The organism is Catenuloplanes atrovinosus (genome assembly GCF_031458235.1).
Lineage (GTDB): Bacteria > Actinomycetota > Actinomycetes > Mycobacteriales > Micromonosporaceae > Catenuloplanes > Catenuloplanes atrovinosus.
Window position 1 is genome coordinate 6331510 of sequence record NZ_JAVDYB010000001.1, and the last position, 16183, is coordinate 6347692.

Consider the following 16183-nt stretch of genomic DNA (forward strand, 5'->3'; position numbering starts at 1 on the left):
CCGGCGGGGCTACGCAACGGTGCGGCGGGGAACCGGCCGGGCCGCGGAACCGGCGCGGTCACGCAACGGTGCGGCGGGAAGCCGGCGGCGGGACGGTGGGCCGTGTCGGGGTCAGTAGGCGCCGCGGGAGCGGATGACGGCGCCGACGGTTTTCCAAAGGATCGTGAGGTCGGCGGCGAGGGACCAGTTCTCGACGTAGAAGAGGTCGAGCCGGACGCCGTCCTCCCAGGAGAGGTCGGAGCGGCCGCTGACCTGCCAGAGGCCGGTCATGCCGGGCTTGACCAGGAGGCGCCGGGCGAGGTCGCCGTCGTAGCGGGCCACCTCGGAGGGGAGTGGGGGGCGGGGGCCGACCAGGCTCATGTGGCCGAGGAGGACGTTGAAGAGCTGGGGCAGTTCGTCCAGGGACCACTTGCGGAGGAAGCGGCCGACGCGGGTGACGCGCGGGTCGTTGCGCATCTTGAACATCAGGCCGTCGGTCTCGTTCTTGGCCTTGAGCTCGGCGAGCAGCGCGTCCGCGTTGGTCACCATGGTGCGGAACTTGAACACGCCGAACTCGCGGCTGTCCAGGCCGACGCGGGTCTGCCGGAAGATGACCGGGCCCCGGCTGTCGATTTTGATGGCGAGCGCGATGGCGATCATCACGGGCAGCGCGACCAGCGTGGCCAGCAGGGCGATGCTGCGGTCGATCAGCTCCTTGATGAGCTTGCGGCCGCCGCGGAACTCGGGGGACTCGACGTGGATCAGCGGGAGGCCGGCGACCGGGCGGGTGTGGATGCGTGGGCCGGCCACGTCGGTGAGCGCGGGCGCGAGGACCAGGTCGACGTCGGTGCCCTCGAGCTGCCAGCCGAGGCGGCGGAGGCGGCCGGCGGTGAGCTCCCCGGAGGCGGTGACCGCGACCGTGTCGACGCCGGTGGCCGCGACCGCGTCCAGGATGCTGCGGAACGAGCCGACCACGGGCACGTCGCCGAGGCGCTGCGGGACCGGGGCGAGCAGCGCGTCCGGGATGCAGGCGCCGACCACGTGGTATCCGGCGTACGGCTCGCGGCGCAGCGTATGCACCAGTTCCAGCACGTGCGGGGCGTCGCCGACCACGAGCACCCGGCGGGCCCAGCCGCGGCCGTTGCGGCGCTGGCGGTGCAGGCGCTTGCGGGCCGCCCAGCGCGCGGTGATCAGCAGGACCGTGCCGAGCGCGAAGGAGATGGCGAGGAAGCCGCGGGCCACGCCGATGTCGACGGCGTACCCGGCGATCGCCACGCCGCCGGCGACGCGCGCGCTGGCGGAGAAGATCCGGCGGTACTCGTCCGCGCCGTAGCCGAGCACGCGGTCGTCGTAGCAGCGCAGGCCCTTGAGTGAGAGCAGCCAGACGACGGCGAGGACCGGCAGGATGACGTAGTACGGCACCTGGACGCCGATCACCGGCGTGTCGTAGAAGCGCCCGATGTAGCCGGCCAGCACCGCGGTGGCGACCACGGCGGCGTCCACGACCACGAGGGTACGGACGTAGCGGTGCTGCCGGAGGCGGAGCGTGGCGACGGAGGCGTCCGGCCGGGTGTCCGGCCGCGTCCCGGACGACGGCGCTAGCGTCACGGACGTCATCGGCCCTCCCCACCCGTTGTTCCCGCGGAAAAGGCGGGGAGCCCATGATCGCTGAGTAGGGCCGGTCGCAGAATATCCGCGACGCATTACCGTCAGCTCCGCCATCCGGCGGAATTTCCGCTGGCCGGACGGCTTGCCGCGCCGCGGCGATCGCCGAGCGTGAGTTCAGCCGACCGTCGCGGCGCGGGAGGCGATGGCCTGGAGGAAGATCTCGTCGATCCGCGCGGGGTCCTGCGCGACGAACGCGCCACCGCCACCGGCCGCCGCGATGGTCTCCAGCTCCTCCTTGTTGACCTCGTTGCCGATGCCGATGAGGATGACGCGGACCGGCCGCTTGGCGTCGGCCTTGTCCTTGAGCTGGGCGACCAGTTCCTCGCGGCTGATGCTGTTGGCGTCCTCGTTCTGCCCGTCGGTGAAGAGCACCACCGAGTTCACCTTGTCGGCCTGGTAGCCCTCCTGGACCTCCAGGTACGACGCGAGGACGGTGTCGTAGAGGCCGGTGGCGCCGTTCTCCACCGGGACGACCTCGCCGAGCGAGGCCTGGAGCGCGTCCCGCTGCTTGCTGATCTGGCCGATCGGGACCAGTTCGCGGTAGTCGCGCTGACCGTCCAACTCGGTGGAGAACGCCCAGACGCCGAGCCACCACTCGTTGTCCAGCAGGCCCAGGCCACGACCGGCCGCCTCGACCATCACCTCGTTACGGGTCTTGTCGCCGGCCGTGGGGACCGGGCTGAGCATCGAGCCGGACACGTCGAAGACCACGAGCATGCGGCCGGGCGAGGTGATCGCGGTCCAGCTGGCCAGCGCGCGGCCGATCGCGGTCGCGTCTAGCCCGTTCGCCGCGGCGCCGCCGCTGCTGGCCGGCGCGGACGCGGCGATCGCCTCCGGGCTGGGCGCGCCGGTCGGCGCCGCGAAGCCGCCGCCCGCGGCACCGTCGGAGCCGCGCAGCCCGGCCTTGGCCAGCGAGTCACGGTAGCCGGGGCTCGACACCAGCTCACCGAAGAGCAGGTCGGCGGCGTTGCCCTTGACCGCGTCCGCCTCCGGCATGACGGCGAACGGGTAGTCCAGCGCGACCGCGGCCGGCTCGACGTAGAGCGCGGCCAGCGACACCGGGGGCTGGGTCGCGTTGTACGCGATCACGTCCTCCTCGGAGAGCGCGGCCAGGCCCACGCCGTTCGCCAGCGCGGCCGGATCCTCCGACTTCGGGAACTTCGCCACCAGGTCGGCCCGCAGGTTGGACCGGTTCAGTGCGAGCGTGCGAAGCACGGCCACCCGGGCCGCCTCGTTGGCGGTGCCGTTGCCGGACGAGGCCTGCCCGAGCGCGAGCAGCGCGGACAGGCCGGACGCGTCGCGGGCCGGGTCCACGATGCCGGTCTTCAGCGGGGAGTCGCTGCTGGTCATCTGCGCGAGCAGGTCGGACCACTGCAGCTTCTTGTCCGGCCAGCCGACCATGGTCTTGGCCAGCGGCTCCGGCATCGCGACCACGACCGGGCTGGTCGCGACGGACGCGGCGTTGAGCGGGGAGAAGCCGGGCGCGGCCTGCTCGAGGCGCTGCAGCCAGGTGGAGGAGTCCGGCACCCAGACGTCGGGGAGCACGGTCGCACCGCTGCCCTGGCCGACGCCGGTCAGCGTGGTGGCGTGCTTGGTGGCGATCGCGGCCGCGATCTCGACCGGGTCGGCGGCCTGCACCGTCACCTCGAGACAGCGGCCGTCGACGCCGGCGCCGGCCGACATCTTCGCGTCGGCGGCGGCCTTGATCGGCTCGACGATCTCGGGCGCGGCCGCGACCACCAACGGCACCGACCCGGTGCAGCTGGGCTGCGACAACTGTCGGTAACCGAGGTAGGAACCGGAGACGACGGCGACCAGTGCCATCGCCGCAGCGATGGCACCGGCTCCACGAAAGCTGCTGTTCATGCGATGGCGGCCTGGCACACGCCAATACTCCGCACGTTCGACGCCGAATGCCACAGACGTTCGGTCGAAAGTTACGGAGACGAAACCGATCTATACCAGCATTATTACGCTTCGTAATTGATCAGTGCCTGCGCGTCGGCAAAATGGGTAGGACCGGCACAATAGTTTAGGAAAGCTTTAAGGTAGTCGTCCATACCCATCGCGGAGGTCATTCGGCGAATCGGACACCGCGCGAACCCTCCCCAGTGGAATCAGGCGCGGATAATGCACGTGGGTGTGCCCAGCTCCAGCACGGGAGCGCCGGGAGCGGGGATTCCGGTCTCCGGGTCCAGGCGGAACGTGATCACTGAGTCCGATCTCTCGTTCGCCACGTAGAGGAACTCGGGGCCGGCCGGATCGACACTCGGCATGAGCGAGAAATGGCGCGGCCAGACGCCGCCGGACGGCACCTCACCGCGCAGTACCGGAATGCCGGATGTCTCATCCAGAGCGAAAACGGCGATCGTGTCCGGGCCGCGGTTGGCAACGTACCCGAAACGTCCGTCCGCGCCGATGCCGATCTCGGACGGCTGCACCGGGCCGTCCGACTCGCTGGCGCCGGCCCGGCCGAGCTCGGTCAGCGTGCCGTCCGCGGCCGCGTCGTACCCGGTGACCGAGCCGTCCAGCTCGCCCACCACGTAGAGGCGGCCGCCCGCGCGGGTCAGGTGCCGCGGGCCGGTGCCGGGCCGGGTGCGGAACGGCGCGGGCGGCGGTTCCAGCCGGCCGGTCTCCGGGTCCAGCCGGTACCCGAACAGCGCGTCCAGCCCCAGATCGATCACCCACACCCGGTCGCCGTCCGGGTCCGGCGTGGCCATGTGCGCGTGCGGCCCCTCCTGCCGGTCCTCGACCGGGCCGGAGCCCTCGTGCCGGCGCAGGTCGGTGCGCTCGCCCGGCACGCCGAGCAGGTCCAGCGGGTGCACGGCGACGCTGCCGCTGCCGTAGTTGGCGGTGACCAGGTGCGCGCCGTCCGCGGTGACCGCCACGTGGCACGGGTGCTCGCCGCCGGTGGGCTGCTCGCCGAGCAGCGTCAGGTCGCCGTCCTCCGCGATCGCCCACGCGGTGACCCGGCCCTCGGCCAGTTCGCCGGCGGCGTACAGCACGGGCAGGCGCGGGTGGCGGGCCAGGAACGACGGGGACGGCGTGGCGGCGGCCAGGCGCGGCGCGGAGAGCTCTCCGGTGCGCGGGTCGCGGCGGGCCACGGAGATGCCGTCGCCGCGGCCGCCCGCCTCCGAGGTGTAGCAACCGATGAATACGAGTTCGCCGTCGCTCATGATCCGATGAAACCAGAGCGGTGGTCGTTCCGCGCGCCGGGGCCTACGGCGTGGGCACGGACGCGGGGAGCAGTCCTTCGCCCTTCAGCGCGGTCCACAGCTCGGCCGGGATCGGCAGCGCGGCCATGTCCACGTTGTCGTCCACCTCCTCCGGGGAGCGGGCGCCGCACACCACGGCCGCCACCGCCGGGTGGCCGCACGCGAACTGGATCGCCGCGGCGCGCAGCGGTACGCCGTACCCCCGGCAGATGTCCTTGATCTTCAGCGCCCGGTCGAGCATCGCGCGCGCCGCGGGCGCGTAGTCGAACCGCGCGCCGGGCCGCGGGTCGGCCAGCAGGCCGGAGTTGTACGGCGCCGCGGCCAGCACGGAGATGCCCCGGCGGGCCGCGAGCGGCAGCAGGTCGTCGAGCGCCGACTGGTCGAGCAGCGTGTAACGGCCGGCCACCAGCACCGCGTCCGGGCCGGGCCCGCCCATCGCGCGGATCAGGCCGGCCGGCATCGGCGCCTGATTCATCCCGATGCTGATCGCGCCGACCGCGCCGGACCTGCGCAGCTCCACCATGGCCGGCAGCGCCTCGTGCAGCGCGGGCAGGTAGTGGTCGTCCGGGTCGTGCAGGTGAAGCAGGTCGATGCGGTCCATGCCGAGCCGGCGCAGGCTCTCCTCGACCGAGCGGCGGATCGCGGCGGCGGAGAAGTCGAAGCGGATTCCGGCGTCGCCGGACAGCTCGGTCCAGAGCGTGGAGCGCTCCGCCGTGCCGTGGACGACCAGCCGGCCGGCCTTGGTGGAGAGCACCAGCTGGTTGCGCGGCCGGTCGCGCAGTGCCGCGCCGGTACGCCGTTCGGAGAGCCCGTGCCCGTAGAGCGGCGCGGTGTCGAAGAGGCGGATGCCACGCTCCCAGGCGCGGTCGAGCACGGCGCGCGCGGTGGCGTCGCCGACCGGGGCGTAGAGGCCGCCGATCGGGGCGAGGCCGAGCCCCAGGCGGGTGACCAGGACATCGCTGCCGCCGAGCCGGACGCGGGCCGCCGGGTCCATGGACTTCTCCCCTGTTCGTAGATCCTATAGGATTCGCCGTGCCGTCCTTCCCTCACCCAGGTTAGGTGCAGATGCGCCCGGCGCGGAGACTCACGCTCACCGATGACGTCTACACGTCGGTGCAAACGCTGATCATGGATCACGAGGTGGCACCCGGCGAGAAGATCAACATTGACGCGCTGGCGCGCCGGCTGGAGGTCTCCCCCACGCCGGTGCGGGAGGCGCTGGCCCGGCTGGAGTCCGACGGGCTGGTCCGCAAGCGGGCGCTGGCCGGATACACGGCGTCGCCGCTGCTCACCCGCGCCGAGTTCGAGGAGCTGATCGAGATGCGGCTGCTGCTCGAACCGGCCGCGGCGGCGAAGGCCGGCTACGTCGACGACCTGCGCGCCGTGGCCGACCTGCCCGCCTCACCGGAGGCACCGGGCTTCACGGGCATCGCGGCGTTCACCGCGCAGGACGCCCGGTTCCACCACCGGATCGCGGAGCTGTCCGGCAACGGGATGCTGCGCGACGCGATCGTCCGGTTGCGCGCGCACCTGCACCTGTTCCGGCTCAACTTCCCGCAGAGCCACTACGGGACCAGCGCCGCCGAGCACCACCGGATCGTCGACGCGATCGCGGCCGGGGACGGTCCCGCGGCCGCCGAGGCCATGCGCGACCACATCACCGCCGCCCGCGCGCGGCACCTGACCTACTTCGGGAGCTGACGCCATGCGGATAGCGCTCTTCATCACCTGCGTGAACGACCTGATGTACCCGGACACCGGCCGGGCCGTGGTGTCCGTCCTGGAGCGGCTCGGGCACACCGTCGACTTCCCGGAGGCGCAGACCTGCTGCGGGCAGATGCATGCGAACTCGGGCTACCGGGCCGAGGCGATGCCGATGGTGCGCGGGTTCGTGGACACGTTCCGGGGGTACGACGCGGTGGTGGCCCCGTCCGGCTCCTGCGTGGCGATGGTGCGGGACTCGTACCCCCGGCTGGCCCTGGGTGATCCTGATCTGGAGAGCGGCGTGGCCGAGGTGGCGCCGCGCACCTACGAGTTCGCCGAGCTGCTGGTCGACGTGCTGGGCGTGACCGACGTGGGCGCGGTCTTCCCGCACACCGTGACGTATCACCCGACCTGCCACGGGCTGCGCATGCTGCGGCTCGGCGACAAGCCGCTGACCCTGCTGCGCGCGGTCGGCGGCCTGGAGCTGCGGCCGTTGGCGAGCGCCGAGGAGTGCTGCGGGTTCGGCGGCACGTTCGCGCTGAAGAACGCCGGTGTCTCGGCCGCGATGCTGGCCGACAAGTGCGGCGCCGTGGACGCGACCGGCGCCGAGTACGTGGTGGCCGCGGACAACTCCTGCCTGACCCACATCGGCGGCGGGCTGTCCCGGCGCGCCGCGTCGACCGCGAAGCCGATCCACTACGCCGAGATCCTCGCCAGCACCGGGAGCGCATCGTGAACGGAACCGGGAACATCGTCGCCCTGCGCCCCTTCCCGGACGCGGCCCGGCTGGAGCTCAACGATCAGCAGTTGCGGACCAACCTGCGCCGCGCCACGCACACGATCCGGGACAAGCGGCTGCGCGTGGTCGGCGAGGTCGACGACTGGGAGGCGCTGCGCCGGGCCGGCGCGGCGATCAAGGACGACGTCCTCGCCCGCCTGCCCGAGCTGCTGGAACGGTTCGAGGAGTCGGCGACCCGGGCCGGCGCCGTGGTGCACTGGGCGCGCGACGCGGCGGAGGCCTGCGAGATCGTGACCCGGCTGGTCACCGGGACCGCCGCGCGCGAGGTGGTCAAGGTCAAATCGATGGCCACCCAGGAGATCGGGCTGAACGAGGCGCTGGAGGCGGCCGGGATCGAGGCCACCGAGACCGACCTCGCGGAGCTGATCGTGCAGCTCGCGGACGACACGCCGTCACACATCCTGGTCCCGGCGATCCACTACAACCGCAGCCAGATCCGGGACATCTTCCGCTCCCGCATGCCCGGCGTCACGGACGGGCTCACCGACGACCCGCCCGCGCTCGCCGAGGCCGCCCGGCGGCACCTGCGGGCGAAGTTCCTCAGCGCCACGGTCGGCATCTCCGGCGCGAACTTCGCGATCGCGGAGACCGGCACGCTGGTGGTGGTGGAGTCCGAGGGCAACGGGCGGATGTGCCTGACGCTGCCGGAGACGCTGATCTCCGTGGTCGGCATCGAGAAGATCCTGCCGACCTTCTCCGAGTTGGAGGTCTTCCTGCAGCTGCTGCCGCGCTCGTCGACCGGTGAGCGGATGAACCCGTACACGTCGATGTGGACCGGCGTCACGCCCGGCGACGGGCCGCGGACCACGCACATCGTGCTCGTCGACAACGGGCGCACCGCCACGCTCGCGGACGAGATCGGCCGGCAGGCGCTGCGCTGCATCCGCTGCTCCGCCTGCCTGAACGTGTGCCCGGTCTACGAGCGGGTGGGCGGGCACGCGTACGGGTCGGTCTACCCCGGGCCGATCGGCGCGATCCTGTCGCCGCAGCTGACCTCCTCCGGGGCGAACAGCACGCTGCCGTACGCGTCCTCGCTCTGCGGCGCCTGCTTCGACGCCTGCCCGGTGCGGATCAACATCCCCGAGGTGCTGGTGCACCTGCGGCAGAAGGGCGTGGACGCCAAGCGCGGCAAGCCGTCCGCGGAGCGTGCCGCGTTCGTCTCGCTCTCCTGGATCATGCGGGACCGCCGCCGGTACGCCGCCGCGCTGCGCGCCGCCCGCCGGGGCAGCGCGCCGCTGCGCGGGCGGGGACGACTGCGCCGGCTGCCCTGGCCGGCCTCCGCGTGGACGGACAGCCGCGACGTGCCGCTGCCGCCGAAGCAGACCTTCCGGGAATGGTGGGCCAAGCGATGAGCAGCGCGCGTACGGAGATCCTGGCCCGCGTCCGGGCACACCGGCCGGCGTCCGCGCCCCCGGTGCCGCGCGACTACCTGCCGGACGTGCCCGGCATCGACGTGGTCGAGGTGCTGGTCGACCGGCTCGCCGACTACCGGGCCGGCGTGCACCGGGCGTCCGCCGCGACGCTGCCGGGCGTGCTCGCCGGCCTGGTGGCCACGTCGTCCACCGTGGTCGCACCGCCCGGCCTGCCCGCGGAGTGGCTCGCCGAGGTGGCCGGCCCGGTGCTGCGCGACTTCCCCGGCGCGCCGATCTCGGTCGCCGACCTGGACCGGCCCGGCGTCACCGTGGTCACCGGCGCCGCGGTCGCGATCGCGGTCACCGGCACGCTGATCCTGGACGCCGCTCCCGACCAGGGTCGCCGCGTGCTCAGCCTGGTCCCGGACCACCACGTCTGCGTGATCTGGACCGACCAGATCAGCGGTGGGGTGCCGGCCGCGCTGGCCCGCCTGGCCGACCCGTCCCGGCCGATCACGCTGATCTCCGGCCCGTCCGCCACCAGCGACATCGAGCTCAACCGCGTCGAGGGCGTGCACGGCCCGCGCCGCCTCGACGTTGTCGTCGCCGCCCGGTCCTGATCCGCCTGCCTCCGGCCGGTGCCGCGCGGCCCCCGTCGTGTCTCGCCGCGCGACCCCGGCCGGAGGGGCATCAGGCGGCGAAGAGGTCGTAGAGCAGGTCCGGCGTCTCCGCGGTGTCGGGCGCGGCCGGGGCCTCGACCGGTGCGGCGGTGCCGTAGGCGTACGTGACCTGGTAGGAGAAGGCCTGGACCTCGCCGATCGCCGGGATCTCGACGGTCAGCGCGGTCAGCCGGCCGGTGCCGTCGACCGAGGCGGTGAACGGGACGGACTTGACCGCGTCGCCGGCCGCCGCGACGTCCACGAGTTCCCAGTCGCTCGCCCGGGTGAGGTCCATGGTGCCGGCGTACGCACCGGTGCCGGTCTCGGTGACCGCGACGGCCGTGGAGATCAGCGCCGCGGTGGTGCCCGGGTCCGCGTCGGCCGGCGTGAACGCGGTGGGCAGCGCGTCGTCCTCGTCACCGGCGCGGGCCGGGTCGACCTTCAGCCACTTGTCCGGCAGCTCCGGCAGACCCTGCACGTCCTTCTCCGCGTCGAACGTGACGCGTACCCAGGAGGCCGGCCCGACCACCCGGAACCGCAGGTTCATGGTGAAGCCCGCGTCCCGATCGGTGTAGGACGTGGCCAGGTCGTAGCTCTGGGCCGCCGGGCTGACCACGCCCTTCAGGTCCTGCGGGACGCCCTCCGGGTCGACGCCCAGGATGGTGTACGCGAACGGCGGCGACTCCAGGCCCGGCGCGGACGCGGCCAGCACGTCCCGGGGCGTCTTCGCGGCCTCCGCGATCTCCTCCGGGAGGCCGCACCCGGACAGCCCGGCGATCATGACGAGCGCGAGACCGGCGGTGCGGGACGCTACTGCAGCAGACATGTCGAACAGCTCTCTGTCGAGACGGGAAGGTGTGCCGGGGAACCGTCCCGAGGTCCGCTGCCGGACGGCTGCCGTGCCGCTGCCGCCGCTGCCGATCCGCTGCCGTTCCATTGAAATGTGCTGCTAGAGTCTCGTCCGCGAAACCCGGGGAGGAGACGCGTCATGCAGGTCCGGTACGCGGTCCTGGGCCCGCTGACGGCGACGGCCGACGGCGCCGAGGTGGACCTCGGCCCGGCCAAGCAGCGCGCCGTCCTCGCGCTGCTGCTGCTGAACGCGAACCGGCCGGTCTCCGCCGCCGCGATCGTGGACGCGGTCTGGGCCGACGATCCGCCGGAGAACGGGACGAACGTGGTGCAGAAGCACGTCGCCGGGCTGCGCCGCGCGCTGGAGCCGGACCGCTCGCCCCGCTCCCCCAGCACCGTGCTCGCGCTGGACGGCGCCGGATACCGGCTGCACGTCGAGGCCGGCGCGCTCGACACGGACACGTTCGACTCGTCGGTACGCGGCGCGCGCGCCCTGCTGGCCGGCGACGACCCGGGCGCGGCCGCCACCGCGCTCCGCTCCGCGCTGCTGCTCTGGCGTGGCGAGGCGCTGGCCGGGCTGGACGGCCGGGTGTTCGCCACCGCGCGCCGGCGGCTGGACGACGCGCGCGGCGCGGCGTGGGAGCTGCTGGCCGAGGCGGAACTGGCGCTGGGCCGGCACGCGTCGCTGGGCGCGGAGCTGGTCCGGGTGATCGAGGAGTTCCCGGCCCGGGAGGAACTGCGCGGCGCACTGATGCTGGCGCTGTACCGGCAGGGCCGGCAGGCGGAGGCGCTGACCGCGTTCCGCGAGGCGCGCGACTACCTGAGCGACGAGTTCGGCGTGGAGCCGGGCGAGCGGTTGCAGGACCTGCACCGGCGCATCCTGCGCTCGGATCCGTCACTCGGTCTCGCCGCCCCGCCGGTCACGTCGCCCGCGGCTGCCCCGCCCGTCGCCGCCGCGCCGCCGCCTCCTCCGACTCCGACTCCGGCTTCGGCTTCGGTGCCGGTGCGGACCGGGCGGCGGCTGGACCTCTCCGCCAAGGCGTGGGCGAAGGCGGTGCTATTCGGCGGCGTCGCGGCCGGATCGCTCGGCATGCTCACCTGGCTGGTGATCGGCGTGCTCGCCTTCGCGCGCCGTAGCTGGGCGCAGGGCGCGGCCGCGGCCGTCTACGGCGTGCTCACCATGGGCATGTTCGTGCTGATCGGCTCCGGCGAGATCGACCCGGAGCGCGACCTGGGCACCACCTGGGACCTGCTGTTCTCGCTCTGCCTGTTCGTGCCGATGCTGGTGGGCGCGCTGCACGCGGTGCTGCTGGCGTTCTTCCCGCGCTCCCCCGCGCCGGTCGCGCCGGCCGGCGACCCCTTGCGGGAGGCGCATCGGGAGCAGGCGCGGCAGATCCTCGCGTACCGGCCGGACATCGCGGCGGAGTTGGGCATCGGCCGGCCGGACCTGTTCCGGTGGTACGACGACGGCGGCCTGGTCGACGTGAACGCCGTACCGGAGGCCCAGTTGGCCGCGCTGCCCGGCCTGAGCGCGGAGGCCGCGCGGACCGTGGCGGCGGAGCGGGCCCGCGGCGGCCCGTTCGGCTCGCTGCACGACCTGGTGGCCCGCGGCGCGCTGCCGCCGGACGACGCCTACGCCCTGCGGCAGCTCCTCGTCTTCGGCGCCGGCCTGGCTACGACGGCGCGCCCGCCAGGCTGAGCCCGCGGCGCTCCGCCACGTGCTCGACCAGCGCGATCAGCACGCTCTTGCCGGAGCGGCGATCGCGGGCGTCGCAGAGCACGATCGGCACGTCCGGGTCCAGGTCGAGCGCGGTGCGCAGCGCGGCCTCGGTGATCTGCTTGTGGCCGTCGAACATGTTGACCGCGACCACGAACGGCGTGCCCCGCTGCTCGAAGTAGTCCACGGACGGGAAGCAGTCCGCCAGGCGCCGGGTGTCGGCCAGCACCACCGCGCCGAGCGCGCCGAACGCCAGCTCGTCCCAGAGGAACCAGAAGCGGTCCTGGCCGGGCGTGCCGAACAGGTAGATCTGCAGATCCTCGCTGATCGTGATGCGCCCGAAGTCCATCGCGACCGTGGTGGTGCCCTTCTGCTCGACGCCGAACGTGTCGTCCACGTCCAGGCCGAGGCCGGTCAGCACCTCCTCGGTCTGCAGCGGGCGCACCTCGCTGACGGAGCCGACCAGCGTGGTCTTCCCCGCGCCGAAGCCGCCCGCGATCAAGATCTTGAGAGCCGTCGGTACGGAGACCGACTCGTCGTCATAGCGCACGGAGCCCATTAACAACCGCCTTGAGGATGTCTTCGTCATGCCGGCGAGCCGCGGGCGGCTCGTACATGGAGATCAGGTCGGCGGCCAGCAGGTCGCCGAGGAGTACACGGATCACGCCGAGCGCCAGGTTCAGCTTCGCGGCGATCTCGGCCACGGAGATCGGCTCGCGGCAGGCGGCGAGGATGGCCCGCTGTTCCGGGCTCAGATGTGACGGCAGCTCGTCCTCCGTCACGCGGCAGACCACGAACGCCACCAGGTCGAAACCGCCGGCGACGGGGCGCACCCGGCCGCCGGTCACCGCGTAGGCGCGCACCACCGGCCCGGCGTCGTCGTCCATCCAGTGCATCTCCGGCAGCTCGTCCGGTGGTCTATCCGGCATCCGTATGCACTCCCGGGGTTCGTTGGGTGGCGCTCATGGTCTGCCCCACCCGGGTGACGAGCATGGCCATCTCGTAGGCGATCAGCCCGATGTCGGAGTCCGACGCGGCGAGCACGGCGAGGCAGGCGCCCGCCCCGGCCGCGGTCACGAAGAGGTACGCCGCCTCCATCTCGACCACGGTCTGCCGCACCGGCCCGGCACCGAAGTGCCGGCTGGCGCCCTTGGCGAGACTCTGGAAGCCGGCCGCCATCGCGGCCATGTGCTCCGCGTCCTCCCGGCTCAGGCTCCGCGAGGCGCCCATCAGCAGGCCGTCGGAGGAGAGCACCACCGCCTGGTGCGCCGTCGGGACCCGGTTGATCAGGTCGTCGAGGAGCCAGTTGAGGTTGGCGGAGGAGGTCATCTGCTGTGCCACTTATGCGTCCCTGTCTGCTTCCTGGTGCATGTCGTGCCCCGCCGCGCCCTGCTCTGCCGTCGCGGCGGACTTCTCGGCCGCCGCCGCGGACTGCACGGTCGTCGGCGTGCCGACCGCGGGGATCTCGGTGCCCGGCGCCGGCGTCAGCACCGCGCCGGGCGGCGGCGTGGCGGTGGCGCGCACCGCCTCGCTCCGCTGCTCCGGCGCCGGCTTCCCGGCGGCGGACTCGGGGGCCGTGGTCATCATGGCCTCGGCCGCGCGCCGGCCCCGGTTCGTGCCCGCCTGGAGCGCGGACATCAAACTGCGGACCTGATCAGGGGTACGCGGTGCGGCCTCCGCCGGCGCGGGCTGCGCCGGCTGGCGCCCCGCGCGCAACTGCGGTGCCAGGCTCGCCTGGCGAACGCGCTTGGGCAGGCCGTCCATCGTGGTGGTCTCCTCCGGGTCGTCCCCCGGCTCCGCGTCCGTCGCCTCCCGCCCCGGCTGCGGCATGGCGAGCGTCGGCGCGTCCTCGCCGTCCTCTGTCTTTACATTCTCCGTGTCCGATGTGGCGGACGCGACCGGGGTCGCCTTGCGCCGCTTCGTCGACCGGCGGCCGGGCAGCTCCATCCCATCGACCACAACCGTGCCGATGGTCTCACCCGCCGGCCGGGCGCTGCGCGCGGGTTCGATCTCCCGCGGCGTGACCGGCCGGGCCTCGACCGCGTGGCCGTTCGCCGGAGTGGCCGGCTGCACCGCCGGCTGCGTGGCCGGCTGCGCCACGGCGAACCGGGGCAGCGACGGCTCGACCACGGTGACCAGCTCGCTCGGGATGAGCACGACCGCGGTCACGCCGCCGTACGGTGAGACGCGCAGGCTGACCTGGACCTGGTGGCGCGCGGCGAGCTGGGCGACCACGAACAGGCCGAGGCGGGCGCTGTTGGCCGGATCGAACTCCGGCGGCTCGGCGAGCCGGCGGTTCGCGTCGGCCAGTTCCTCCGGCGTCATGCCCAGGCCGCGGTCCTCGACCTCGATCGCGTACCCGTTCGGCACCGGCTCGCCGCCGACCTTGACCCGGGTGTGCGGCGGGGAGAACGACGTGCCGTTCTCGATCAGCTCGGCCAGCAGGTGGATCACGTCGCCGACCGCGCGGCCGACGACCGCGATGTCGTCCGCGACGCCGATGTCGACCCGCGCGTAGTCCTCGACCTCGGAGACCGCGCCGCGGACCACGTCGATCATCGGGACCGGGTTGCGCCAGCCGCGGCCCGGGACCGCGCCCGCGAGGATCACCAGGTCCTCCGCGTGGCGCCGCATCCGGGTCGCCATGTGGTCGACCCGGAACAGGTCGGCCAGCTCGTCCGGGTCGGTGACCCGGCGCTCCATCCGGTCCAGCAGCGCGAGCTGGCGGTGCAGCAGCGTCTGGCTGCGCCGCGCGATGTTGAGGAAGACGTCGTTGAGGCCGCGGCGCAGCGCCGCCTCGTCCACCGCGGCCTGCACGGCCGTGCGCTGCACCTCGGTGAAGGCGTTGCCCAGCTGGCCGATCTCGTCGGTGCCGAACGCCAGGCTGCGCGTCTCCGCCGCGACGTCCACCTCGTCGCCGCGGCGCAGCCGGCCGACCACCTCGGGGAGCCGGTGACCGGCCAGGTCGGTGGCCTCCGCGCGCAGCTCGGAGAGCCGCTTTATCAGTGACCGGCCGACCTTGACGGAGATGACCAGCGACAGCACCATCGCGGCGAGGCCCAGCAGGCCGGCGACCGCGAGCAGGCCGAGGGTACGCACGGCGAGCGGCACCGCGTCCTCGGCCGCGCGCTCGGAGGTGAACTGCTCGAACCCGCGCAGTTGCAGCGCGACCTGGTCGTAGGTGCGGGTCCACTCGGTCAGGCCGATCGGCACGGCCTTGCCGTCCGCGCCGGACGTTATGAGCGCGTTCTCCATGCTGTTCATGCGCTCGAAGACCGGCGACTGGATCAGCAGGTTGTAGCGCTGCCGCGTCTGCGCGTCGAGATCGGCCACGGCGGTGTCGTACAGGTACCGGTACGTACCGATGATCTGGACTAATTGACCGTGCTCACTGATGCCGAACTGCCCCGCGGTGGAGGCGCCGGCGACGAGCGCGTCCACCTGGCCGAGCACCTCGCGGGCGTGACCGAGCTGGGCCATCGCGCTGGCGCGGCGGCTGAGCACCGGGTCGTCGTACTGGCTGAGCAGGTCGAAGACCTTGAACATGTCGCCGATCACCGCGCTGTAGAACCGCAGCGCGCCCGGCTTGTCGACGTCGCGCGAGTCGATGAAGTCCCGCTGCCGGGCGATCGCGTCCAGCGAGGTGTAGGCGGTCGCCAGCCGGCGGTCCAGTTCGTCGCCGATGTCCGCGTGGTCCGCCGAGCGCTGCCGGAACTCCGCCATCGCCGCGTCCGTCCGCTTGCGCTGCTCGGTGAGCGCCTCGCTGTCCCTGCGCGCGGTGGGGGTGCTCGCGTTCCCGGCCAGGTAGACCAGGGACAGCCGGCGCTCCTGCTGCAGATCCGCCACCAACTCCTCGCCGGGACGGCCGACCTGGTCGAGCACGTCCTGCGACGCCAGCAGGCGCATCGCCGGATCGATCGTCAGCACGGTGGCGAAGACCCAGAGGGCCAGCAGTGCCACGAGCGGCACCGACACCAGCGCGATGATCTTCGATCGGATCGACCAGTTCCGGATGTTCATCAGACCTCGTCCGCTGAGGGGTTCGGCAGGGCCGACTCGGCGCCTTCCCCGCTGGGCAGGATACGTAATCGACGGCGCGCGCACTACCTCGCCGGTGGCCCAAGTAGACGGACCGGGAATGCGACATGGCTCGCTGACCGGGAGTGATCAGGCATTGACCGATCTTTCGGTCAGCCCGCGCGGCCGGTCGCGAAGAAACCCCGCGAAGGTGGATTGGCGAT

14 protein-coding genes are annotated in these 16183 nt (G+C 73.0%); 5 read left to right on the top strand and 9 right to left on the bottom strand.

Going from position 1 to position 16183, the window contains the following annotated elements; genetic code table 11:
• Positions 1-111 precede the first annotated feature (111 nt).
• From J2S41_RS28005 to J2S41_RS28020, 4 genes are all read right to left on the bottom strand, one after another.
• Positions 112-1596 (bottom strand): sugar transferase, encoded by a 1485-nt coding sequence (locus J2S41_RS28005; protein ID WP_310371995.1) that lies wholly within the window; start codon positions 1594-1596, stop codon positions 112-114.
• Positions 1597-1761: 165 nt separating this feature from the next.
• Positions 1762-3471 (bottom strand): substrate-binding domain-containing protein, encoded by a 1710-nt coding sequence (locus J2S41_RS28010; protein WP_310371997.1) that lies wholly within the window; start codon positions 3469-3471, stop codon positions 1762-1764.
• A gap of 293 nt (positions 3472-3764) precedes the next feature.
• Positions 3765-4826 (bottom strand): lactonase family protein, encoded by a 1062-nt coding sequence (locus J2S41_RS28015; RefSeq protein WP_310376576.1) that lies wholly within the window; start codon positions 4824-4826, stop codon positions 3765-3767.
• Between the two features lie 40 nt (positions 4827-4866).
• A complete protein-coding gene (locus tag J2S41_RS28020) occupies positions 4867-5856 on the bottom strand; it encodes an aldo/keto reductase (protein WP_310371999.1) in 990 nt (329 codons plus the stop codon).
• 71 nt (positions 5857-5927) lie between these two features.
• On the opposite strand from J2S41_RS28020, the gene J2S41_RS28025 reads away from it, so the two are divergent.
• The 4 genes from J2S41_RS28025 to J2S41_RS28040 are packed head-to-tail and all read left to right on the top strand — an operon-like array spanning position 5928 to position 9337.
• Positions 5928-6563 (top strand): GntR family transcriptional regulator, encoded by a 636-nt coding sequence (locus J2S41_RS28025; RefSeq protein ID WP_310376578.1) that lies wholly within the window; start codon positions 5928-5930, stop codon positions 6561-6563.
• A 4-nt stretch (positions 6564-6567) separates the two neighbouring features.
• Positions 6568-7302, top strand: a complete 735-nt coding sequence (locus tag J2S41_RS28030; RefSeq protein WP_310372001.1) for a (Fe-S)-binding protein — start codon at positions 6568-6570, stop codon at positions 7300-7302.
• Complete coding sequence (locus J2S41_RS28035; protein ID WP_310372003.1) at positions 7299-8717, top strand: LutB/LldF family L-lactate oxidation iron-sulfur protein; 1419 nt, start codon at positions 7299-7301, stop codon at positions 8715-8717. Before J2S41_RS28030 ends, J2S41_RS28035 begins: the two co-directional genes overlap by 4 nt.
• Positions 8714-9337, top strand: coding sequence for a LutC/YkgG family protein (locus J2S41_RS28040; protein ID WP_310372005.1), 624 nt, complete (start codon positions 8714-8716; stop codon positions 9335-9337). Before J2S41_RS28035 ends, J2S41_RS28040 begins: the two co-directional genes overlap by 4 nt.
• 70 nt (positions 9338-9407) lie before the next feature.
• On the opposite strand, the gene J2S41_RS28045 is transcribed toward J2S41_RS28040, so the two are convergent.
• Positions 9408-10202 (bottom strand): hypothetical protein, encoded by a 795-nt coding sequence (locus tag J2S41_RS28045; protein ID WP_310372007.1) that lies wholly within the window; start codon positions 10200-10202, stop codon positions 9408-9410.
• Between the two features lie 162 nt (positions 10203-10364).
• Here J2S41_RS28045 and J2S41_RS28050 point away from each other — a divergent pair, with 162 nt between their 5' ends.
• Positions 10365-11924: an AfsR/SARP family transcriptional regulator gene (locus J2S41_RS28050; RefSeq protein ID WP_310372009.1), complete on the top strand. Its 1560-nt coding sequence runs from the start codon at positions 10365-10367 to the stop codon at positions 11922-11924.
• Here J2S41_RS28050 and J2S41_RS28055 read toward each other — a convergent pair.
• Genes J2S41_RS28055 through J2S41_RS28070 form a run of 4 tightly spaced genes read right to left on the bottom strand, consistent with a single transcriptional unit; the run spans position 11899 to position 15962 of the window.
• Positions 11899-12501 carry a GTP-binding protein gene (locus J2S41_RS28055; protein ID WP_310372011.1) on the bottom strand — a complete coding sequence of 201 codons (603 nt, stop codon included), beginning with the start codon at positions 12499-12501 and terminating at the stop codon, positions 11899-11901. The two genes, J2S41_RS28050 and J2S41_RS28055, sit on opposite strands and share 26 nt — an antisense overlap.
• Positions 12482-12871, bottom strand: coding sequence for a DUF742 domain-containing protein (locus J2S41_RS28060; RefSeq protein WP_310372013.1), 390 nt, complete (start codon positions 12869-12871; stop codon positions 12482-12484). Before J2S41_RS28060 ends, J2S41_RS28055 begins: the two co-directional genes overlap by 20 nt.
• Complete coding sequence (locus tag J2S41_RS28065) at positions 12861-13271, bottom strand: roadblock/LC7 domain-containing protein (protein ID WP_310376580.1); 411 nt, start codon at positions 13269-13271, stop codon at positions 12861-12863. Before J2S41_RS28065 ends, J2S41_RS28060 begins: the two co-directional genes overlap by 11 nt.
• 12 nt (positions 13272-13283) lie before the next feature.
• On the bottom strand, positions 13284-15962 hold the full coding sequence (locus J2S41_RS28070) for a sensor histidine kinase (protein ID WP_310372015.1): 2679 nt from the start codon (positions 15960-15962) through the stop codon (positions 13284-13286).
• Positions 15963-16183 lie beyond the last annotated feature (221 nt).